Source organism: Anaerococcus hydrogenalis (assembly GCF_002871895.1).
GTDB classification, from domain to species: Bacteria; Bacillota; Clostridia; order Tissierellales; family Peptoniphilaceae; genus Anaerococcus; species Anaerococcus hydrogenalis.
In genome coordinates this window covers 326,900-350,097 of record NZ_PNHP01000001.1, presented here as the reverse complement: position 1 = coordinate 350,097, position 23,198 = coordinate 326,900, and the positions used below count along the sequence as shown (strand labels likewise).

The window sequence follows — 23,198 nt, the reverse complement described above, 5'->3', positions numbered from 1 at the left end:
AATACAATTGAAAAAATCCTATTAATTTGCTATCATGTATTTATACTAGATTTGGAGGTAATATGCATCTTAATTTAAATAATAAAAATGAAGTACAAAAATATTGGGATTTTTTTTATAAGCATCCATCATCTAGTTTTTATCAAGCTAAAGAATGGACTTTAATAAAAAACAATTGGGATATAGACTATTTTTATATAGAAAAAAATGGTAATGTAGTTGCTGTAGCGCAAGTGTTATCAATTTATAATGATAAAGCTAGAAAAAAATTATTTTATTGCCCAAGAGGACCGGTTTCTGATCTTTACGATGTAAAAACTAATGTAGAATTAATCAATGAAATTAAAGATTACGCTAGAAAAAATGATGGTTTTCTAGTCAAATTTGATCCTAATTATGAATATGACGAAAATCTGATAAATAAATATAAAGAATTTGGTATTGATTTTTGCCATAAAATGTACTCTTATGTTCAATTTCCTTTTTCAATGATGCTTGATATAAAAGGAAGAAGTTTTGACGAAGTAATTCAATCTTTTTCTAAAAACGGAAGGAAACAAGTAAGGAAATCATATAGACAAGATTTGGAATTGTATGTTGGTAAAAGAGAAGATGTCAAAATTTTTCATCAAATAACAGCTGATATGTCTAATAGGAAAGGAATAACTTACAGAAATATTGATTACTACTATAGATTATTTGATACTTACAAAGATAATGGTAGAATGACTTTTGTAAAATATAAGGGTGAATTTTTATCTTGTTCTTTTTTAATTACTTTTAACGACTATGCTATAGCCTTATATGGAGCAGATAATCTTAATGTTGATGTTGGGCAATCATATTTCTTAGATGCTGAGGAAATTAGATATTGTTGTAACAACGATATTAGATATTATGATTTAGGTGGGGTTAAATCCTTAGATATAAATGATGGTCTTTATAGATTTAAAAGAAAGTTTACTAATAATAATATTGTAAAATGGATTGGTAATATAGAGTGTATTTTAGATAAAAATGCATACGAAAAATTCATCAAAGAAAAAGATCATACTGATTTTTCTGAGGACTTGAAAAGTGACAATTAATTAATGATTCGATTTTAAAACTGTGTTAACAATAAGGCTATTATTGGCACAGTTTTTTTAATTTTCAATATTCTTTTTTATTTTTAAAATTATACTCTAACATAACTTGACTTTGAGATATTAACTTCAAAAATTACAAATAAAAAAAGACCCTATTGGGCCTTAAATTACTATTTTCTTCTTTTTTTTCTCTTTGCTGCCTCAGATTTCTTTTTTCTCTTAAGGCTTGGCTTTTCGTAGTGTTCTCTTTTTCTGTATTCTGTTAGAACACCGGATCTTGCGCATTGTCTTTTGAATCTTTTAATTGCACTATCAATTGATTCGTTTTCTCCAACTCTGATCTCTGTCATTTCTATCCCCCCTCTCGTATCACACATTAAGTTTGAAATCAACCTGGTGGCCATTGTAAGGACCTTTTTGCTAAAACATGAAAATGCATGTGTTTAACAGTTTGTCCTCCATCTTCTCCTGTATTGTTGACTATCCTATAGCCGTCTTCGGCTACATTTAGATCTTCTGTTATTTTTTTAATAACCATAAAGATATGAGAAACAATATCCTTATCTTCTTCATCTAACTTAGCCAAACTTTCTATGTGTTTTTTTGGTATTACAAGAAAATGGATAGGTGCCTGTGGATCTAGATCATTAAATGCAATTACTTTTTGATCTTCATAGATTACATCTGATGGTATCTCTCCATCAGCAATCTTGCAAAATACACAGTCCATACTTCACCCCCATTGATAAATATAATATCATATTTTTATAAAAAGGTAAAATTTTTTTATAGTTTTTACAAATTAATTTGCTTAATTTGATCTTTTTTAATTATACATATTATAATAGCCAAAATAAACCCTACTAATCCAGGAATTACCCATCCAAAGCCAAGATTAAAACCTGGTAAAGTTTTTACAGCAAACTCAATAATACTTTGAATAAAATTTAAATTTGAAATATTTTCAGGTAAAGCTCTTAGAAAATCAAAAATAGAAAAAATTGCAGTAAAACCTATAGTTAATGAAAATATAAGCTTATTTTTTCCAATTAATGGATACAATAAGGATAAAAATATCAATACTATAGCAAGAGGATACATATACATTAATACAGGTATAGAAAGGCTGATTATGTTTTGAAGTCCTAAATTTGCTATCAGAAATGATATTAAGGTAAATGTTATTGCATAGGTTTTGTAGGATAAGGAATTAGGATACATTTCTATAAAGATTTCTGAGCAGGCTATAATTAGTCCAATTGCTGTTTTCAAACAGGCAATTATTACGATTGCAGCAAGTAAAATTTTACCAAAATTTCCCAAATAATGAAAAGAAATATTTGATAAAATTATCCCCCCATTATTTCCTATCTCCATTATATTTACTGAAGATGAAGACATAAAAGCCAAAGATACATAAACGGTACTCATTGCAATAAGACATATAATCCCACTTTTCAAAGTTTCTATTGCAACTTGATTAGAATCTTTAACTCCCAGTTTTCTAATACTTGAAATAATAATTATGGCAAAGGCAAGACTTGCCAAAGCATCCATAGTATTATAACCATCTAAGATTCCTACAAACAATGGATTATTTCCGTATTTTTCAATAGGTTGATTTTCTCCAAGACCTCCCATCGGCTTTATAATTGCAAGCACAACTAAAACTGACAATAATATTAAAAATGTAGGCGTAAGGATTTTTCCAATATTATCCATTATTTTTCCTGGTTTTAAAGCAAAAGCTAAAACTGTCAAGAAAAATATTAAGGAGAAAATTAGCAAATATATTTTAACCTTATCTTGTGATACATTTGATGCAATTCCAACTTCAAAAGCTACTGTTGAGGTTCTAGGAATAGCAAAAAATGGTCCTATGGTTAAATACAAGGCTGTTGTAAAGATAAATGCAAATTTATTACTCACAGTTTTTCCCATCTCAAATAAACTATCATTTTTAGAAATTGCACTTGCCACAACACCTAAAAGAGGAAGACCAACTCCACTTACTATAAAACCTAATACAACTTTGTATAAATTATTTCCAGAATTTTGTCCTAACTCTATAGGGAAAATTAAATTTCCAGCTCCAAAATATAGGCCAAAAAGTAAAGAACCAACCAATAATGTCTGGTTAAAACTAAGTTTCTTTTTCATTTTATTCTCCTATCTATTTATTAATATTTATATAAAATTTCCTAAATTTATACAAAATATTTATAGAGAAATTATAACACATTATAGAAAAATATAAAAGCTTAAAAAAATATTTGGCAATTAAAAATGCCGATAATTATCAGCATTTTTTTAACTTATTTAGATTTATTTTTCACCATAATTTCCAAAAGTGATTCATAAATTGGTTCATTACGGAAATTTTCTGCAACCAGATAAGCTACAGATGAAACAATTATGATTGGTAAGAAAAAATCTATCCTTCCGCCTGTCATTTCTATTATTAAAAACATCCCTGTTAGGGGAGCACGTACAATTGAAGAAAAATGTGCAGCCATTGCAAGCATTGAAAATATCAATATCTCATTTTGACCAACTAAGTCAAGATTAAATAAAACCGATCCATAAAAATTTCCAACAAGTGAACCCATTGCAAGTAAAGGGAAAAATATCCCCCCTGGGATTCCCGAACAAAAAGCTATTAATAAAAGAAGTAATTTCATAAAATAAAAATAAAGCAGAAGAGAAATCCCTACATTTTCTCCCCCTGCAAGGGCTATGAAATTCTCACCGCTTCCCAATAGTCTTTGATCAAAAAGTAAAAATAAACTTGTAATAAAAAATGGGAGAATAGATTTTATAGTTTGAGAAATTGGTAATTTTTTATAAACTTTTTTACCATATAAGATTCCCATATTAAACAAAATTGAGGAAAATCCAACTAAAATTCCTAAAAATATCAGAAAAATCCAAAAATCAATAGATAAGTTTAGAGAATTTTTCACTTTAATAACAGGATTATTTCCAATAATTAGGCTAGTTACAATACTTGAAGAAATAATTGTGGAAGTTATATAAATAAAATTTATCCTTGATGTTTTTTTCATTAACTCTTCAAGGGCAAAGGCCATAGCTGAAACTGGTGCTGTAAAGGCACTTGTTATACCACAGGCAGAAGATGCAATAATCATTACATTAGTTTCATCCTTATTTAAATTAAATTTTTTTGCCATAACTTCACCAAGAGATCCACCAATTTGAACTGATGGGCCTTCTCTTCCCAAGGTTAGCCCAGAACCAATAGAAAGAAGTCCCCCTATAATTTTGTTAACCAAGCAGGAAAAAGCAGAATAATCCAATTTATCATTCAATTTTCCTGCAATTTGTGGTATTCCACTACCACCAATCATTGGTTCCTTATTAACTGTGATAGAAACAAGAAAACCAATAAAAATAAAAATCAAAACAAAAACTATAGACTTTAATATATTTTCTTGCCCGAAAATTATAAGATTAGAAATTAACCCCATAATTTTTGGAATAACAAGTCTAAACAAACTTATCACAAGTCCAGAACATGCTCCAATTATAATAGATATTAGTAAAAACTTATAAGATACTTTTTTTATCATTTTAACCTCTCTAATATACCAACCAAATATTTACAATTTGATCTTTAATCCTTCCATAAGACCAAGTTTTTTCAGAATTTTTCATAGAATTTGGATCATTTATTATAAATTTTCCAAATCTGTAAGAATCAATTACTAAAATGTGTCCAAATAAGGTGAAATTTCCTTTTTTTACCGAAACAATAAGAGCTCCCCTATCCAAGGCATCCACTATTGACTTTTTATTATTTTCTATACTTTGGATATTATATCCATATTTTCTCGCTTCATCTGAGAAAAATCTCCATTCAATTCCACTTGAACTCATGTAAGTTTGGGCATCATTTGCCATATCAATAGGGCTTATATTCAGATTTGGATCTAATCTTTTTAAGACCATGGCCATAGATGTAGGTCCACATCCTGCAAAACCAATATTAGAATCTCCAAGCAAATTATAAGCCCACCTATTATCCCATTGAAGAAAATATGGAGTCTTTCTTCCGTAATCTACACTTTCTCCAGGATAATAATCAAAATTAACCTCATTATTTCTCAAATTATAAATAAATTCACTAGCATCTATGTCATTTCCAACAAGATATTTGTCTTTATCTGATAAATTTTCAAAATTTTCATAAATCCACCTAGTCTTTTCATTATCATCCTTATGTTTTTCAATATTTTTATAAAGTATATCCATATCATCCGTTTTTTCTTTTCTAAAAATATTGTCAAAAAAATTTATGTCATTACTTTCAAAAGAACACGATTTGAATGAAAATAAAAGCATAACTACAAAAATTATTGAAAATATTATATTAATTAACTTTTTCATGTATTAATAATATCATAAAAATAGAAATAAAAAAAAGCCGTAATATAATTACGACTTTTAATTTAATAATCTTTCAAATCTTCTATTGAATCAATTTCCATATATGATGGAACTACAAATCCTATTTTTGCATTTTTTAAATTTGGACCCAAATCATCAATCATATCACCATATTTTTCCATATAATTTTTGTGAGTTTGAGGAAGCCAAGCTGATGGTGTAACATCTGCTGATCCATATGCAATGGCTGCAAATAATGGACCAACTTCAACTGCCATCATCCTTACTTCAAATCCATAATCTTCCAAAATATTTTTTAAAACGTAGGCACTAGAAAGTTCGCTATCCCAAGTTGCATGAGCAAGACTTATAACTTCACCATTTGATCTGTCAACTCCCTCATACATTTTTTGAACCCTATCTTGATTGTTATCGACCCATTTTTTTGCTGCATCTTTTATATCCATGCCATCATTTAAGTCGACCAAAACTTCTTGCATATCATCTACTGTCCAATAAAAATTATCAAGCAATTTATATGCATTAGGTTTATCTTCTTTTAGGCCTTTTCTAGCAAGGGTATGAATTTCTTCTGGTTTACCAAAAGATCCCTTAGGATCTTCTAAAAATTTTAAATCATATTTTGCAAATTTCCAGTGTGGTGTCCAACCTGTTACAACAATAGGTGCTTTTTCCTTAATTGCATCACCCAGCATTTGAGTCATAACTGCAGAAGATCCTGTAGTTAATTTTTGTTTTAAATCATAGTCTTCCATGGCTTGGTTTGCTGCATCCATAGCTCCAGCTCCAGGTTCGATTCCTATAATATAATCATTTGGTGCATAATCAAAATTAACTTCTTCTTTATCATTATCAGTTTTATTTGACTTACATCCTACCAAAACAAAGGCAAGTATGGTAATAATAGAAAATATTTTTTTCTTAATCACTATATCACCTACTTATCTATTGTTCTTTTTACTTAAAGCTTGAGTTAATCTATCAAGGATAACTGCAAGAATAACTATAGCAATTCCTGATGCAAATCCAACTCCAACATCATTTCTTGAAACTGAAGTATAAATAACATTTCCTAGTCCTGGAGCTCCTATCATTGATGCAACTACAACCATAGAAAGAGTAAGCATTAATGTTTGGTTAATTCCAGCCATAATTGATGGTTTTGCCATTGGAAGTTCAAGTTCAAATAATTTTTGTTTTGGAGTTGATCCAAATGAATCAGCTGCTTCTACCAAATCACTTGGAACCTCTTTGATTCCCAAATTTGTCATTCTAACAGCAGGTGGCATAGCAAAAATTACTGAAGAAATTACTCCAGGTGCCATTCCTATTCCAAAAAATGAAACTGCTGGTATTAAATAAACAAAAGCAGGCATTGTTTGCATAAAATCAAGTAAAGGCATAATTACTTTTTCTACACTCTCACTTTTAGATGTCCAAATCCCTAGTGGAATTCCAATAATTATTGCCAACAAAGCTGAAGTTACAACTATAGAAAGTGTAATTACCATGTCATCCCAATAATCTAAATTCCAGATCAAAAGTAAGGAAAGAATAGAAAAAATTGTTATTCCCTTAATTTTTTTTGTTAAATAGTAAGCCAAAGCTGCTACAACAATTATAAAAAGCAGTGGTGGAAAAACAGAAAATATTTTTATAAATAATTCAACTGTGAAATTAATAAAATCTCTTATTGGATTAAAAATAAAACTTGCATGAAGTCTTAACCATTCCACTAAATTATCAATAAAACCTACTAATGGTATACTTGGTATATTATTCATCATCCACCTCATCTTTCGATAATGCTGCAAGAACTGTTCCTTTGATAATAATTCCTTTGAAAATTTCTCCATCTACTACACAAATAGGAATTTTTGCATCTTGAATATCAACAACAATATCTTCCAAAGGATAATCCATGCCAATTTTTAACATATCATCTTTTAAAATTCCATCTAGAGTTTTTTGTCCCTTTGCATATGCATTAGAGGCATCTTCTGCAAGAACATAGCCTAAAAGCTCTCTTTTGTTATTTACAACAAAGATACTTGAATTTCCACTTCTTAGCATTTTTGAAAGTGCAGCTTTTGGTCCGTGCCTGTGAATATTTATAGTATCTGGTCTTATCATAATATTGCTTGCTGTAAGAACTTTTGACCTATCAACATCTTGAACAAATTCTCTAATAAAATCATTTTTTGGATGAGATAAAAGTCTTTCTGGTGTATCTACTTGAAGAAGTGAGCCGTCTTTCATAACTGCAATTTTATCACCAATTTTTAAAGCTTCATTTAAATCATGAGTGATAAATAATACTGTTTTTTTCATCTCACTTTGTAAATATACAAGCTCATCTTGCATTTCTTTTCTAATCAATGGATCAAGAGCTGAAAAAGCTTCATCCATTATTAAAATATCAGTATCAGTTGCAAGAGCACGAGCAAGACCCACCCTTTGTTGCATACCTCCTGATAATTGATCAGGATATTGATCTTCATATCCTTCAAGACCTACAAGCTTTAGTGCTTCCATAGCTTTTTTATTGGCTTTTTCACTTTTACCATTTTTAATGGTTAAGCCATAAGCAGCATTTTCTAAAATTGTGTAATGAGGAAAAAGGGCAAAATTTTGAAAAACCATAGACATTTTTTCACGTCTAGCATTTCTTAAACCTTCTTCATCAAGTTCAGAAATATTTTCATCATCAATAAAAATATCTCCATATGTAGGCTCAATCATCCTATTAATTAATCTAATTAATGTAGATTTTCCTGAACCAGAAAGTCCCATTATTACAAATAATTCTCCATCTTCAACTTCAAATGAACATCTGTTTACCCCAACAGTTAAGCCTGTTTTATCTAAGATTTCTTTTTTAGATTTACCTTCTTTCAAAAGTTTAACTGCTCTTTTGGGATTATGTCCAAAAATTTTCGTTAATTCTTTTACTTTAATTTTTGTAGACAAAATACCTCCTAACATGTTTTTTTGTCACACAGTACATTTTTAGTTATACTGTTTATAATTAATTAACGCAAGATATTTTGCAAACTATTAAATTTATTTAATAACTAATTTCCTGATTTTGGTAGGTAAATTTCTACATGCTTTTCTAAAATTTCAATGTCACAAGGAAGTTTTCCATTTACTTCCCCATCCATATCAAGCTCGATTTCTTTATTTTCTAAATTTTTGATTGAAAGTTTTTTGCAGGTAAAAGATTTTACATTCTCATTTTCGTCAACTTTTCCAAAAAGCATATCTTTTGCTGCATTTACCTTTGACATTAAGCCTTCTTCAGTCATAATAAAAACATTCAATTCTCCATCGCTAAGATCTCCATCATCTTTTGAAAATTCTAAATTTCCAACCTTATTTACAGTCATAACATAAACTAAGGAAGCATTAGATTCAAATGTTTTATCATCATATGATATTTGTATCTTACTTGTTTCATCACTTGGTATAGTTTTTAAAATATTTTTTACATAAGCAAGGCCACCTAATTTCTCTTTTTCAGATGAATCTGTTGAGGTTGTTGCTTCAATTAATTTTCCAAAACATACATAATAGGAAAAATATTTATCATTACATTTCCCTATATCTACTTTTTTGGTTTTCTCCAATGACAAATTATCAATAGCTTCTTTTAAATCGTTTGAACCGCCAATAAGTTGCATATAAGTGTTGTTAGTTCCACCCGGAAGTAAGCCTACTTTTGGCCTATAATCCATTTTTGAAATACCATTTATAACTTCGTTAAAACTTCCGTCTCCGCCAACTACAAAAATGGAATCGTATTTTTCAAGGCAAGCATTTTTAGAAAAATTTTCCCCATCGCCTTCTTTTTTAGTTTTTTTATGAACTACTTGATCAAATTCGTTTTCTAATTTGCCAATTAAAACCTCCATATATTCGTCATTTTTGCCATCACCAGAATTTGGATTTTCAATTATCATACATTTTTTCATAAATACTCCTATAGAAATTAAAAAAGGTATTTAAAAAATAAATACCAATTTATTTTAAATTATCTTTCACTCTTTATATACCCTTTGAGAATAAAAAAAGAACAGTTTTATCTGTTCTTTTAGACTGTTGACAAGGTATACAAATCCTCACGCTAAGAATATCATACGGAAAAAATTGATTTGATTTCAAATTTAAAAATTCGTTAAAAAATCGCACTGTATGAGCGTTAGCGAGTTTGCGATTTTTTAACGAATTTTTAAATTTAGAAATCAACAATTTTTGAAGTCAGATATTCGTGCTTGAGGGTTTGTCTACGCTCTGAAAGAACAGTTTTTTTCTGTTCTTTTTTATATATCTATATTTATATATATAGGAGTATGATCTTGCCTATCTCCTGAATCTATAATGTCAGACTCTTTAATATTTTCTTTTATCCTATCGGAAACTATAAAATAATCAATTCTCCAGCCAGAATTATTTATTTTACTTGTTTTAACTCTTTGGGCCCACCAAGTGTACTTTCCTTCTACATCTCCGTGAAGGTATCTAAATGTATCAACAAATCCCTTATTAAGTAAGTTTGTAAATCCACTTCTTTCTTCATCAGTAAATCCTGCTGACTTGTGATTATTTTCCGGATGTTTCAAATCAATTTCTTTGTGTGCCACATTAAAATCTCCACATGCTATTACCGGCTTACTTTGATCTAAATTTTCTAAATAATTTGCATATTTTTCATCCCAAACTTGTCTTAGATCAAGCCTACTTAAACCACTACCAGCATTTGGTGTGTAAACTTGTGTTAAATAAAAATTCTCAAATTCCAAAGTAATCATTCTTGCTTCTTGATCCATAGTATCTGGTGCATCCAAAGTTGGATAAGAAATTATTGGCTCAAATTCTTTTTTATAAAATGTCAAACACCCTGCGTATGATTTTCTTGCTGGTTCTTGTGAGCTTATCCAAGCATAATTGTATTGAGGGAAATAGCTTTCTAGAATTTCCTTATGTTTTTTACTAGGACCAGTCCTTGGCAATTTTGTTTCTTGAAGACAAATTATATCTGCATCTTCTTTTATAATAGTATCTAAAACATCTCTAGACATTTTCGCCCTATTTGAATCGCTTGTTAGGGCTGCATTTAGAGAATCTATATTCCACGAAATAATTTTCATTGTAACTCCTTTATTTTTATATTATTAAAAACACTTTACCAATTTTAATAATTTTAGCAATTTAAAGAAATTTAAATATTATTTAGGGTATTAGTAATAATAAGAAGTAATTTGGAGGTTAAAATGAAATGGAGAAATAGACGAAAAAGTTCAAACGTAAATAGAGCTTCTAGCACACCCCTTGTTTTTGGTGGAGGAATTGGTGGATTAGTTTTAATGTTGGTTTTTTATTTTTTAGGAGCTGACCCATCGGTTATTAACGATAGAAATATTGATCAAAGACAAAATAGCCAATATGAAGAAAATATTTCTGAAGGACAAAGAGAGCTTGAGGATTTTTTATCAGTTGTTCTTGCTGATACTGAAGATATGTGGCATGAAAAATTTTCTGAGTATAATTTAACTTATAATGAACCACAAATGACCCTGTATACAGGATCAACAAAATCTGCCTGTGGTATAGCTCAATCTGGAATGGGGCCTTTTTATTGTCCACTTGATCAGGCAGTTTATATAGATGTTTCTTTTTATGATGAATTAAAAAATACCTTTGGAGCTGGTGGTGATTTTGCTTTCGCCTATGTTTTATCCCATGAAGTAGGTCACCATGTTCAAAATGAATTAGGAATTTTAAATCAAACCCAAAAACTACAAAAGCAATTATCTGAAAAAGAATACAATAAATATTCTGTTGCCCAAGAGTTACAGGCTGATTATTTTGCAGGAGTGTATGCTTACTATTCTAAAGAAAAAGGATATTTAGAAAAAGGTGATATTGAAGAAGCTATGAAGGCAGCATCATCGATTGGTGATGATAAAATTCAAAAGATGTCAGGGTCTAATATAAATCCAGATAAATTTACTCACGGATCAAGTAGGGATCGAAAAAATGCCTTTGATATGGGATATAAGTATCATGACATAGAACATTCTATGGAATTTTTCAAAAATCTTGATTATGAAATAAAAATAAATATATAAAAAATAGGTGCAAAAAATATTTGCACCTATTTTTTTATAAACTTTTCCCTTTTAAAATTACATTAAATAAAAACTCACTTAAATTATTTTCATCTGCCTCATAAAACATTTCTTTTCCTTCCCTATTTGATTTAATAAGTCCTGCCATTTTTAAAATTTTTAGATGATGGCTTACAGCTGGAGATGACATATCCATAATAGCTGCAATATTAATGACACACTCTTTTCTGTGACACAAAAGCCAAAAAATTTGAAGTCTTTTTGGATCTCCTAGGTGCTTAAAAGCCTTAGAAATATCTAAAGCCTTATTTTCTTCTATTAAAAAATCAATTTTGTCATCGTCTTGGTAATGTTTATGTGGTAGTTTCATTTTTCTCTCCTTTCCTATACTTTACCACAAAATTTTTAATTCAATTAAATATATGCTTAATTGTTGACTTTTTATTTAAATTATTGTATTATGATTTTAGAAACAATTAAATATATGTTTAATCGAAATTAAAAGGAGAAAATTATGAGAAAATCTTACAAAATTGAAGTAGACTGCCCATCATGTGCTAACAAAATGGAAATAGAAGCAAAAAATACTCCTGGAGTTAAAGATTGTAAAATTAATTTTATGATGTTAAAAATGAAGGTAAATTTTGAAGATGGCGTTGATGAGAAAGAAGTAATGGAAAATGTCTTGAAAAATTGTAGAAAAATTGAAAAAGATTGTGAGATATATTTTTAGGTAAGGTTATGAATAATAAGCAAAAAAAATCATTAACCAAGATTTTTCTTTCTGCCCTACTTTTAATTATTTTACATTTTATTAATTTTAATAAGTATATTGACTTCGTACTATATATGATTTCTTACCTATTGGTAGGATATGAAGTTTTACTTAATGCTTTTAATGGAATTAAAAATAAACAAGCTTTTGACGAATCACTTCTAATGTCAATTGCAACTATTGGGGCAATAATTCTTGGTATTTATAGTAAAAGTGGAGACTATGTTGAAGCAGTTGCTGTTATGCTTTTTTATCAAATTGGAGAATTTTTCCAATCTTATGCTGTAGGAAAGAGCAGAAAATCTATAGCAGATTTAATGGATATAGCTCCTGATTATGCAAATTTGGAAGATGAAAATGGAAAAATTATTGAAGTAGATCCTGATGAAGTAGAAATTGGATCTATAATTGTTATAAAACCTGGAGAAAAAGTTCCTTTGGATGGAGAAGTTATTGATGGAAGATCTTCTATTGATACTAAAGCCTTAACAGGTGAATCTATTCCTAAAGATGTGGAAAAAGGATCAATGATTTATTCTGGATCTATTAACCTAAATGGTTTGATTAGGGTTAAAACTACAAAGGAATTTGGTGAGTCAACAGTAACAAAAGTTTTGGAATTGATAGAAGATGCATCTGAAAGAAAATCCAAATCAGAAAATTTTATAACAAAATTTGCAAGAATTTATACACCTATTGTTGTATACCTTGCCTTAGCTCTTGCAATTTTACCTCCTCTTATTTCTATTTTAATGGGAAATAGTGGAAATTTTTCAACTTGGATTTATAGGGCTCTAATATTTTTAATAATATCTTGTCCATGTGCCCTAGTAATTTCTGTTCCCCTTTCATTTTTTGCTGGAATTGGTTCAGCTAGTAGAAATGGTGTTTTAATTAAGGGATCAAATTTTATGGAGGTCTTATCAAATGTAGACCAAGTTATTTTTGATAAAACTGGAACATTAACAAAAGGAACTTTCGAAGTTACAGCTATCCATCCAGAAACCTTGTCAGAAAATGAGCTTTTGCATATAGCAAGCCATGTAGAAAGATACTCAACCCATCCTATAGCTGAATCCTTAAGAAGAGCTTATAAAGACGAAAATGATGCTTGTAAGGTTGATGATATAAAAGAAGTTGCTGGTTGTGGAATTAGCGCAAAAGTTAATGGCGATTTAGTTTATGTTGGAAATTCAAAAATGATGGATAAGTTTGATATAGAATGGAAAAAATGCCAAAAAAGTGGAACAATTATCCATGTTGCTATAAATAATACCTATCAAGGTCATATAGTGATTTCTGATACTATAAAAGAAAATTCTAAAAAAGCTATTAAAAGTTTAAAAGATAATCATATTAGTAAGACTATAATGCTTACAGGTGATAGTAATGATGTTGGTCAAAATGTTTCAAATATTTTAGGTCTTGACGATTATTATAGTGAACTTTTACCTCAAGATAAGGTAGAAAAATTAGAAGAAATTTTAAATAATAATTCTAACAAAAATAAAAGAATAGCCTTTGTAGGAGATGGAATAAATGATGCTCCATCTCTTACAAGAGCTGATGTTGGAATTGCTATGGGAGCTATGGGATCTGATGCAGCAATTGAAGCTGCTGATGTTATATTAATGGATGATGACCCATTAAAAATTTCTACAGCAATAAAAATTTCCAAAAAATGTTTGAAAATTGTAAAAGAAAATATTTATTTTTCTATTGGTGTGAAAATTATAGTCCTAGTTCTTGGTGCTCTGGGTTTTGCATCAATGTGGGCTGCAATTTTTGCAGATGTTGGTGTAACCTTTATTGCAGTTTTAAACGCAATGAGATGTATGTATATAAAATAAATATTTAAAAAGCTCTTGCAGATATTATTTGCAAGAGCTTTTATAAAATTTGACATTAGTTTTTTTAAGATTTATACTTTACTAGATTATATCAAGGAAATAATTTATATAAACAATTATTTTCAGATTAGTCTCATAGCAATACTTTGGTGAAATTTCAAATCCAATATACGCTATAGCTATGCTTTAATATACTGTTTTTTTATTGTAAAAGAAAGGATTTTAAAATATCAATATGATAAAAGCAATTTTAATAGATATAGATGACACAATTCTAGATTTTCAAAAATCTTCCGAAAAAGCATTTATTAATACTATAAAAGATTTTAATCTTACATATAAGGATGAATATTTTTCTTATTTTGAACAAATAAACTCTGATCTATGGAGAGATCAAAAGTTAGGAAAAATTAGTATAAAAAATCTTTTTAAAAAAAGATCAGCTATGATGATTGAATATTTAGGATTAGGTGAAGATAATAACTTTTTTACTGAGACTTTTAGTGAAAACCTATCACATCAAGCTATTCTTGTTGATGGCATTGAAGATTTACTGTCCTATTTAAACAATAAATATAAACTATATGCAGCCAGTAATAGCGTCTATAAAAGGCAAGTTAGTAGGCTAAAAAAAGCAAATTTATATAATTTTTTTGATGGAATATTTGTATCAGATACACTTGGTTATGAAAAACCTGATGGAAAATTTTTTGAAAAAATAATAGATCAAATAGATTTTAATAAAAATGAAGTAATTATGATAGGTGATAGTTTAAAATCTGATATAGTAGGAGCAAAAAACGCTCAAATAAAATCCATTTGGTTTAGCGAAAAAGATACTGAAAATAAAATATATAATTATAAGGTTAAAAATTTATCTGAAATTAAAAAAATTTTATAAGACAAAAAAGTGCTAGAGATCTAGCACTTTTTTAATTTTATAATTTAATATCTTTTCCTTCAAGTATCAAATTCATATTTCTAGCTGAGCACATTGCCCCACACATGGTACATGTATTCTCCTCTTCTGGATTTGAAGATGCCCTGTATTTTCTACATTTTTCAGGATCAATTGCAAGTTCAAACATTCCTTCCCAATCAAGTTTTTGTCTTCTCTTACTCATTTCAAGATCCCATTTTCTTGCATCTTTTAATTTAGCGATATCACCTGCATGAGCTGCAATTTTTGCTGCAATAATTCCCTCTTTTACATCATCTACATCTGGAAGTTTCAAATGTTCAGCTGGAGTTACATAACAAAGGAAATCTGCTCCGTGACTTGCTGCAATCGCCCCACCTATTGCACTTGTAATGTGATCATAACCTGGTGCAATATCACAAACCAAAGGTCCCAAAACATAAAATGGTGCATTGTGGCACAATTTCTTTTCAAGTTTCATGTTCATCTCAATATCATTTATTGGAACATGTCCTGGTCCTTCAATAATTACTTGAACATCTTTCTCCCACGCTCTTTTTGTAAGCTCTCCAAGGGTAATTAATTCTGCAATTTGCGCAGGATCTGTTGCATCGTGAATTCCACCTGGTCTTAAAGAATCTCCAAGTGATAAGGTAACATCATACTCTCTTAAAATATCTAAGAGTTCATCATAATATTCATAGAATGGATTTTCCTTATCATTCATTTTCATCCAACCAAATAAAAGTGATCCACCACGAGATACAATTTCATTTACCCTTCTATTTCTCATGAAAATTTCTGCATTTGCCCTGTTAATTCCACAGTGAATTGTAACAAAGTCAACTCCATTTTCAGCATGATTTCTTACTACATCCAAAAATTCATGAGCTTTTATAAAGCTTAATCCCTTATCCAAAAATCCAACAGCATCATACATAGGAACGGTTCCAATCATGGCTGTAGATTTTTCAATTAATCTCTTTCTAAATTCTTGAGTCTTACCATAATTTGATAAGTCCATAATTGATTCAGCACCCATTTTAAGTGCCATATCAACTTTTTGCATTTCAAGATCAAGATCATTTAAGTCTTTTGAAATTCCCAAATTTACATTAATTTTTGTCTTTAATCCAGTTCCGATTCCTTCTGGAGAAATAGAGTTGTGATTTTTATTTCTAGGAATTACAATTTCACCCTTGGCAATTTTTTCTAAAAGAAATTCTTCACTAACATTTTCCTTTTTTGCAACTATCTTCATTTCTTCTGTTACAAAACCATGTTTTGCAGCTTCCATTTGTGTCTTATATTTCATAAATTAAAAAAACCTCCTAAAATTACTTATAGGAGAATAAATATGCTTCATCCCTTGCAGGCATTATCCTGTCCGGTTTGATGGTCGAAGTCGAACTTCCTCTCAGCACATAGCTCCCATAGATCATTAATTTACATATATCATTATAGTAGAAAAAAGAAATTAAGTAAAATAAAGCTTAAATTTTTATAAAAAAATAGAGCCATAATAATATGACCCTATCTATTTATTTAAATAATTTTCTAAATTCTTAATAGCTTTTTTAATATTTTCTGCTTTAAAACCCTTATTTTCATTTCCAATAAGAATTTTTATATCATATTCATCCATTTCACAAACATCTGATAATTGTTCAAAACTCAAATTAGAATTTTTTGCTAAATTTTTAAACTTGTCTATAGTCTTATAAAAAGATTTTTCATAAATCGCCTTTGACATATTAGATAAAAATAAGCCTAAAAGTCCAGCGTATATATTTATAGTCTTGTAAAGAAAAAAACAAATAATTACATCACAAATGCCATAAAGAAAATACTTATAATATAACTTATTCACCCAAAACCTCTTGAGCTAATTTATAATTTTCCTCAAGAGCCTTACATGAATTATCAAACATTTCTTGTTCTTTTTTTGATATATCCATCTCTAAGATTTTTTCACATCCATTTGCTCCAATAACTGTAGGAACTCCTGTATAAAGACCCTTATTATTATACTCTCCATCAAGATAAGCTGAAGCCATTATAATTCTTTTTTCATCAAGTAAAATTGCCCTTGTAAAATCAACCAAGCAATTTGCAATCCCAAAATGAGTTGCACCCTTGCCCTTAATAATCTTAAAAGCCTTATCTCTTATTTTTTCAAGAACATCTTCTTTGAATTTTTCTTCATCCCCAACATTTTTTAAAAACTTATCAATAGAAATTCCTTTTATTCTTGCATTTGACCAAAGGGCAACTGAAGAATTTCCATGCTCTCCCAAAACATAAGCTTCAACATCTTTTGGATTACAAGAAACTTCCTGAGCCAAGTATTGGATAAATCTAGCAGTATCTAAATTTGTCCCACTTCCTACAATTTTATTATGATCAAGACCAGAAACTTCTTGAACAACTTTAGAAATTACGTCAACAGGATTTGTAGCAAGTAAAATAATACCGTCATATCCATTTTCCATAACTTTTGGAATCGTATCAAGAACCATTCTTGTTGCAATTTTTATATCATCAAGCCTATTTGTAAGATTTTTTTGGCTATTTCCATAGCATAAAACAACTAAATCTGCATCTTTACAATCTTCATAAGATCCTTCCTTAACCAAAGTAGGACATTCAGTTTTACAACTTGCATCCATCAAATCATTTACATCAGCTATTGACTTATCTTCATCAATATCAATAATTGAAAGCTTAGTTGCAAGTCCTGAATTTACCAAGGCATAAGCATAAGATGATCCTACAAATCCACTACCAATTAAAACAACATTTCTACCTAACTTATTCATAAATACCTCCTAAATATTTAATTATATTATACTTTTATTTTGTAAAATTTTTAAATTTTTCAAATAAAAACTGTCGCAAAATTTTGCAACAGTTTTATCTTATATATCAAAATTATTATATTCACCTTGGTCTGTATAGAGAGAATTATTTGTTTTATCCCACACAGGTTTTTTCCCTTTTTGTTTTTGATTTTCGTAATCATCAAGTACAACTTTTACAGATTTAAATAAAAACATTAGAGTTATTACATTTATAAATACTAATATACCAACAAATACGTCTATCAATCCCCAAACTACATCAAGGGACATTTTTGTTGATACTATAAACATAACAGCTGCAAAAATTCTATAAATCCAAAGAGGAATTTTAAATTTATCTTTGAAGATATGAATAATATTTGCTTCTCCATAAAAAAGATCCGCAATTAAAGTTGTAAATCCAAAAAATGCCATAGATAAGGCTACAACCCATCTTCCTACATAACCAATTTGAGCAGAAAAGGCATCTTGAACAAGATTTATTCCATCAGATCCATTTCCCAAAACTCCTGTAAGTAAAATTGCAAAAGCTGTTAATGAACAAATTATACATGTTGTTACAAAAGTACCAAACATTCCTAAAAATCCTTGTTCAGCAGGATGGTCAACATCAGCTGATGAGTGCATAATACCAGCAATACCATTTCCCGCATCATTAGAGAATAACCCTCTTGCAACTCCATTTCTAAAGGCATCCATTATACTATGACCAATAATTCCACCTACTGCTGCCTGAGCACTGAAAGCAGATTTAAAAATTAAAGCTATTACTGAAGGAAGTTTTGTTATATTTGTAATTATAATAACAAAAACTACAAATACATAAAATAGAGCCATTATTGGTACTAAATATCCAGTAACCTTGGTAAGTCTTTTTACTCCACCAATTGTTATTATTCCTGCAAGTATTGTTACAATAACTCCAACTATAATTGGATTGAATTCTATAACTCCTTGGAATCCCTTTGCAATAGAATTAGTTTGCATAAAAGCTATACAAAGTCCAACTCCAATTATATATAAAAATGCGGTGATTACACCTAAAACTTTTTTACCTAGACCATTTCTAATATAATAAGCTGGACCTCCCCTATAGGTTCCATCAGATAATTTAACCCTATAAACTTGTCCTAAAACTGTCTCTGCAAATGTAATTACCATTCCTAAAATTGAAGTAACCCACATCCAAAAAATAGCTCCTGGTCCACCTGCAACTATAGCTGAAGCTACTCCTACAAGAGATCCTGTTCCAACTTGTCCACCAACAGCTGCTGCCAAGGCACCGAAACCTGATACATTATCATCACTTTTTAAATTCTTTTTTAAAACATCTTTGATGTCTTTCGCATATCTTATTTGAGGAAAACCTAATCTTATAGTGTAAAAAAGTCCTACCCCCAATAAAACATAACCTATTATATTGCTCCATAGAAAATCAGCAATATTAATTATGTTATCTAATAAAAACATAAATCCTCTCTTTCTTACAAATGTGTATTTTTGTGTCTTTATATTACTTTTTAAATGACAAATATTAATTATACTCGTGTTTTTAAAAAAGTAAAATTTTTTAGTTAATTTTTTATCATTAGAATATAAGAATAAAAAAAAGAAAGCAAAATGTTTTCTTTTAAATATTTAAAGATAAACACATGCTTTCTTTTTTTTATTTATTTTTATTTTTTAATATTATCATAAATATGAAAATCACAATTATTCCAAAAATTAATGATATAAGAGCAGACTTAGTTAATCCTGCAATTATAAATGAAAAAGTTGAAATAACTGCAACTGTAATTCCATATGGAAGTTGGGTTCTTACATGATCAACATGAACACAACCTGCTCCTGCTGATGACATTATGGTTGTATCAGAAATTGGTGAGATATGATCACCACAAACAGCTCCCGAAAGACAGGCTGAAATTCCGATAAAAAATATTGGATCAGTTGGCTTAAACATAGATGCTACTATAGGAATTAAAATTCCAAATGTTCCCCAACTTGTACCTGTAGCAAAGGCTAATAAGATTGCCACAACGAAAATAACTGCTGGCAAAAATGTATTTAGACCACTAGCTGCATTTTTCATAAAATTTCCAACAAATTCTGTTGAACCTAATAGGTCATTTGAAATATTTTTAAGACTAGTCGCCATTGTTAAAATCAAAATAGCAGGAACCATTGATTGAAAACCTTCAGGTATTGCCTCCATTGATTTTTCAAAAGAAATTACTCCTCGTCCTACAAAATAAATAATTGTAATGATTAAAGTTACAATCGCCCCCATAGGAAGAGCTACTGTTGAGTCTGTATTGGCAAAAGAATTTACGAAATCCATATAAAATTCACTAGACTTATCAAAAAAACCACCTACATGAATAAGACAAACTACAGAACTTATTATTAGAACCAAAATTGGTAAGACCAAGTCCCTAACTTTTCCATCAGGATGACCATCCTCTGCACTTACCTTTGCCTTTGCAATATTTCCCAAATCTCCATGTTTAATCGCCTTATCTTCAAATTCTTTCATTGGACCATAATCATTTCCAAACAAAATAAGAGAAACAACAAAAAACAAAGTCAAAAGTGAATAAAAATTATAAGGGATAGCCCTAATAAATAATTCTATACCAGAAAGACCAGTCCCTTGGGCATAGCCTGAAACTGCAGCTGCCCATGAAGAAATTGGTGCTATCATACAAATTGGTGCAGCAGTTGCATCTATTAGATAGGCAAGCTTTGCTCTAGAAATTTTATGAGAATCTGTAATTGGTTTCATCACAGATCCTGAAGTTAAGCAATTAAAATAATCATCAATAAAAAGCATCAAGCACAAGCAATAAGTTGCAAGTTGTGATCCCTTTCTAGATTTTATCCTTTTATCTGCCCACTCACCAAAGGCCTTTGATCCTCCAGAATGATTTATCAAAACTACCATAATTCCTAAAACTATCAGAAAAATAAAAATCCCTGAAGTTTGAGAAATTGAATTAGTAAGACCTTTTACAACAATATTATCTAAAACTTTTGCAAAAGATCTCTTTGATGCAAGTATAGCCCCTATAATAATTCCTAGAAAAAGTGAAGAATATACTTCCTTTGTAATAAGTGCCATTACTATGGCAACTACAGGTGGAAGTAGGGCCCATAAACTTGCGTATGTTTCAACACCACTTCCTACAATTAATATTGAAACTAATATGGGTATTAAAGAAATCACCAAAGCAAGTGGCAATTTTCTTTTTTCTTTCATTATAAATCTCCTCTCAAATTATTTTTACAAAAAAAAGCCATGACTTATGCCATGACTTAAATATTAAATTATATAAAATATATAATAATCATAAACCACGACAGCTCTCCATTAAAAATGACAGTACGACAGATATTTTCCAATCGTCCCGGTAACCTTAAATCTCGGGCAGATTTAAAATCCCTCGGTAGATCACCCTTTCAAATATTTCCAATTCCCGAAAAAAATATTTTACTAATGTTCTCTGCACCTCTATCACGCTTTTCAGTTGCAATGAAAATTCTAACATTACTGTGGTTTTTTGTCAAATTATATATTTTTTAAATATTTTTTATTAAGACCAATAATCAAGATTTTCCTTTATACCTATATCTTTTGCTTTAAAAATAGGATTTTTTCCTTCATGCTTTTGTTTTTCGTAATCTTTTAAACAATCTAAAGCTTTTTTAGATAATATCAAAATTGAAGGTAAGTTTATTAAAGCCATTATTCCCATTAATAAATCTGAAATATCCCAAGCAACTTTTACCTCACTCATAGCTCCAAGAAGAATAACTACTACTGCAAATATCCTAAATACCAACATAAATGTTTTTGATGGAGTTTTTTTATGAATGTATGATAGGTTACTATCAACGTAAAATAAATTTCCAATTAAGGTTGTAAAAGTAAATAAGGCAAGTGAAAATGAAATAAAATAATTTCCAAATCCACCCAAAAGAGTTGATAAACTTTCTTGTACATAAGGAGCTCCACTTAGGGCTTCACTAGGTTCTATACCTGAAGATAAACACATAAATGCTGTTGCTGTACAAATTAATAGAGTATCAATAAATACTGATAGCATTTGAACCAAGCCTTGCTTTACTGGGTGTGAAATATTAGCACTTGCAGCTGCATTTGGAGCAGAACCAATACCAGCTTCATTTGAATATAAACCTCTTTTAATACCATACATCATTGATGATGAGGCAAGTCCCGCAAATATTGCTCTGAAGTTAAAAGCATCTTCAAAAATATTTACGAAAACTGTAGGTATATATTTTATATTTACAATAATCATAACTATTGCAACTAAAATATATATTACTCCCATAAAAGGAACAATGGTTGATGTGAATTTTATTATCCTATCTCCTCCACCAAATACACAAATTGCAGTAATTGTAGCAAGAATTAATCCAATAATAAAAGGAGTTCTTTTAGGATCATAAAAACTGTAAGTCATAAAAGATGTTTGTAGGTTAAAAGATGCAAGCATATTAAATCCAATTGCATAAGTTAAAATTAGACTTATGGCAAAAATAATACCAAGCTTTCTAGATTTTAAACCTTGTTCTATATAATATGCTGGTCCACCATATGATTTATTATTCTCATCTCTTTTTTTATAAATTTGGGCAAGGGTTGATTCTATAAAAGCACTTGCTCCGCCAATTATAGCTACAATCCACATCCAAAATACTGAACCATATCCTCCAAGACAAATTGCTGTAGATATTCCTACAATATTTCCAGAACCAACCCTTGAAGCTGTTGAAACCATCAAAGCTTGAAAGGATGAAACCGCTCCATCTTCATGAGGTTTTTCCATTACAACATTTATTGATTCTTTTAATAGCCTAACTTGTAAAAATTTAGTTCTAAAAGTAAAATAAATTCCTATTGCAAGAAGTAAAATTATTAAAATTGGGTAATATAAAACTTCATTAATTGGCCCTAAAAAATCACTAATTTTTTCTAACATAAGCTCTCCTTTGATTTAGTACAATAATACTAAGTTGTATTAAAGTTTGATAATTTAGTAAAATTATATCATAAATATTTTTTTTAGTAAATTTTCTTTAGTATTTACACAAAAAAATAATCGAGTTTTCCTCGATTATT

General features: G+C 29.4%; 22 protein-coding genes and 1 riboswitch. Of the genes, 5 read left to right on the top strand and 17 right to left on the bottom strand.

From position 1 onward, the window contains the following. Nucleotides 1-62 precede the first annotated feature (62 nt). The gene (locus tag CJ192_RS01645) at nucleotides 63-1,088 is read left to right on the top strand and encodes a lipid II:glycine glycyltransferase FemX (protein WP_004816785.1); all 1,026 of its coding nucleotides are present in this window, start codon (nucleotides 63-65) and stop codon (nucleotides 1,086-1,088) included. A gap of 170 nt (nucleotides 1,089-1,258) precedes the next feature. Here the strand turns inward: CJ192_RS01645 and rpsU are convergent, their stop codons facing one another. From rpsU to CJ192_RS01595, 10 genes are all read right to left on the bottom strand, one after another. Further along, on the bottom strand, nucleotides 1,259-1,438 hold the full coding sequence (rpsU, locus tag CJ192_RS01640) for a 30S ribosomal protein S21 (RefSeq protein ID WP_040397353.1): 180 nt from the start codon (nucleotides 1,436-1,438) through the stop codon (nucleotides 1,259-1,261). A 38-nt stretch (nucleotides 1,439-1,476) separates the two neighbouring features. After that, nucleotides 1,477-1,818, bottom strand: a complete 342-nt coding sequence (locus CJ192_RS01635) for a histidine triad nucleotide-binding protein (RefSeq protein ID WP_058990501.1) — start codon at nucleotides 1,816-1,818, stop codon at nucleotides 1,477-1,479. Nucleotides 1,819-1,883: 65 nt separating this feature from the next. Then, a complete protein-coding gene (gene brnQ, locus CJ192_RS01630; RefSeq protein ID WP_102197521.1) occupies nucleotides 1,884-3,248 on the bottom strand; it encodes a branched-chain amino acid transport system II carrier protein in 1,365 nt (454 codons plus the stop codon). A gap of 155 nt (nucleotides 3,249-3,403) precedes the next feature. Beyond that, nucleotides 3,404-4,678, bottom strand: a complete 1,275-nt coding sequence (locus tag CJ192_RS01625; RefSeq protein ID WP_004816645.1) for a ClC family H(+)/Cl(-) exchange transporter — start codon at nucleotides 4,676-4,678, stop codon at nucleotides 3,404-3,406. Nucleotides 4,679-4,688: 10 nt separating this feature from the next. Continuing rightward, nucleotides 4,689-5,495: a C39 family peptidase gene (locus tag CJ192_RS01620; protein WP_102197520.1), complete on the bottom strand. Its 807-nt coding sequence runs from the start codon at nucleotides 5,493-5,495 to the stop codon at nucleotides 4,689-4,691. Between the two features lie 62 nt (nucleotides 5,496-5,557). Then, on the bottom strand, nucleotides 5,558-6,445 hold the full coding sequence (locus tag CJ192_RS01615) for a glycine betaine ABC transporter substrate-binding protein (RefSeq protein WP_102197519.1): 888 nt from the start codon (nucleotides 6,443-6,445) through the stop codon (nucleotides 5,558-5,560). Between the two features lie 12 nt (nucleotides 6,446-6,457). Further along, complete coding sequence (locus CJ192_RS01610; RefSeq protein WP_244897264.1) at nucleotides 6,458-7,303, bottom strand: ABC transporter permease; 846 nt, start codon at nucleotides 7,301-7,303, stop codon at nucleotides 6,458-6,460. Further along, nucleotides 7,293-8,486 (bottom strand): quaternary amine ABC transporter ATP-binding protein, encoded by a 1,194-nt coding sequence (locus CJ192_RS01605; protein WP_284781242.1) that lies wholly within the window; start codon nucleotides 8,484-8,486, stop codon nucleotides 7,293-7,295. Before CJ192_RS01605 ends, CJ192_RS01610 begins: the two co-directional genes overlap by 11 nt. A gap of 104 nt (nucleotides 8,487-8,590) precedes the next feature. Continuing rightward, complete coding sequence (locus CJ192_RS01600) at nucleotides 8,591-9,490, bottom strand: diacylglycerol/lipid kinase family protein (protein WP_102197516.1); 900 nt, start codon at nucleotides 9,488-9,490, stop codon at nucleotides 8,591-8,593. A gap of 348 nt (nucleotides 9,491-9,838) precedes the next feature. Further along, complete coding sequence (locus CJ192_RS01595) at nucleotides 9,839-10,666, bottom strand: exodeoxyribonuclease III (RefSeq protein WP_102197515.1); 828 nt, start codon at nucleotides 10,664-10,666, stop codon at nucleotides 9,839-9,841. 123 nt (nucleotides 10,667-10,789) lie between these two features. Between CJ192_RS01595 and ypfJ the strand changes: the two genes are divergently transcribed. Then, complete coding sequence (gene ypfJ / locus CJ192_RS01590; RefSeq protein WP_102197514.1) at nucleotides 10,790-11,647, top strand: KPN_02809 family neutral zinc metallopeptidase; 858 nt, start codon at nucleotides 10,790-10,792, stop codon at nucleotides 11,645-11,647. 34 nt (nucleotides 11,648-11,681) lie between these two features. On the opposite strand, the gene CJ192_RS01585 is transcribed toward ypfJ, so the two are convergent. Further along, nucleotides 11,682-12,017, bottom strand: coding sequence for an ArsR/SmtB family transcription factor (locus CJ192_RS01585; protein ID WP_004816618.1), 336 nt, complete (start codon nucleotides 12,015-12,017; stop codon nucleotides 11,682-11,684). A gap of 144 nt (nucleotides 12,018-12,161) precedes the next feature. On the opposite strand from CJ192_RS01585, the gene CJ192_RS01580 reads away from it, so the two are divergent. The 3 genes from CJ192_RS01580 to CJ192_RS01570 all read left to right on the top strand — a co-directional run bounded on the left by CJ192_RS01580 (nucleotide 12,162) and on the right by CJ192_RS01570 (nucleotide 15,173). Further along, nucleotides 12,162-12,380 (top strand): cation transporter, encoded by a 219-nt coding sequence (locus CJ192_RS01580; protein WP_102197513.1) that lies wholly within the window; start codon nucleotides 12,162-12,164, stop codon nucleotides 12,378-12,380. Between the two features lie 8 nt (nucleotides 12,381-12,388). Then, nucleotides 12,389-14,272 carry a heavy metal translocating P-type ATPase gene (locus CJ192_RS01575; RefSeq protein WP_102197512.1) on the top strand — a complete coding sequence of 628 codons (1,884 nt, stop codon included), beginning with the start codon at nucleotides 12,389-12,391 and terminating at the stop codon, nucleotides 14,270-14,272. Between the two features lie 235 nt (nucleotides 14,273-14,507). Beyond that, nucleotides 14,508-15,173: a YjjG family noncanonical pyrimidine nucleotidase gene (locus CJ192_RS01570; protein ID WP_102197511.1), complete on the top strand. Its 666-nt coding sequence runs from the start codon at nucleotides 14,508-14,510 to the stop codon at nucleotides 15,171-15,173. A gap of 37 nt (nucleotides 15,174-15,210) precedes the next feature. On the opposite strand, the gene thiC is transcribed toward CJ192_RS01570, so the two are convergent. The 6 genes from thiC to CJ192_RS01540 all read right to left on the bottom strand — a co-directional run bounded on the left by thiC (nucleotide 15,211) and on the right by CJ192_RS01540 (nucleotide 23,058). Beyond that, on the bottom strand, nucleotides 15,211-16,506 hold the full coding sequence (thiC, locus tag CJ192_RS01565) for a phosphomethylpyrimidine synthase ThiC (RefSeq protein WP_004816423.1): 1,296 nt from the start codon (nucleotides 16,504-16,506) through the stop codon (nucleotides 15,211-15,213). 222 nt (nucleotides 16,507-16,728) lie between these two features. Beyond that, nucleotides 16,729-17,061, bottom strand: a complete 333-nt coding sequence (locus CJ192_RS01560; RefSeq protein WP_037376690.1) for a hypothetical protein — start codon at nucleotides 17,059-17,061, stop codon at nucleotides 16,729-16,731. Beyond that, complete coding sequence (locus CJ192_RS01555; RefSeq protein ID WP_102197510.1) at nucleotides 17,054-18,010, bottom strand: L-lactate dehydrogenase; 957 nt, start codon at nucleotides 18,008-18,010, stop codon at nucleotides 17,054-17,056. Before CJ192_RS01555 ends, CJ192_RS01560 begins: the two co-directional genes overlap by 8 nt. A 99-nt stretch (nucleotides 18,011-18,109) precedes the next feature. Next, nucleotides 18,110-19,522 carry an alanine/glycine:cation symporter family protein gene (locus CJ192_RS01550; protein ID WP_004816438.1) on the bottom strand — a complete coding sequence of 471 codons (1,413 nt, stop codon included), beginning with the start codon at nucleotides 19,520-19,522 and terminating at the stop codon, nucleotides 18,110-18,112. 196 nt (nucleotides 19,523-19,718) lie between these two features. Next, complete coding sequence (locus CJ192_RS01545) at nucleotides 19,719-21,311, bottom strand: Na+/H+ antiporter NhaC family protein (protein ID WP_102197509.1); 1,593 nt, start codon at nucleotides 21,309-21,311, stop codon at nucleotides 19,719-19,721. Between the two features lie 93 nt (nucleotides 21,312-21,404). Beyond that, nucleotides 21,405-21,574, bottom strand: a riboswitch (Lysine riboswitch). 71 nt (nucleotides 21,575-21,645) lie between these two features. Next, nucleotides 21,646-23,058: an alanine/glycine:cation symporter family protein gene (locus CJ192_RS01540; RefSeq protein ID WP_102197508.1), complete on the bottom strand. Its 1,413-nt coding sequence runs from the start codon at nucleotides 23,056-23,058 to the stop codon at nucleotides 21,646-21,648. Between the last annotated feature and the right edge of the window lie 140 nt (nucleotides 23,059-23,198).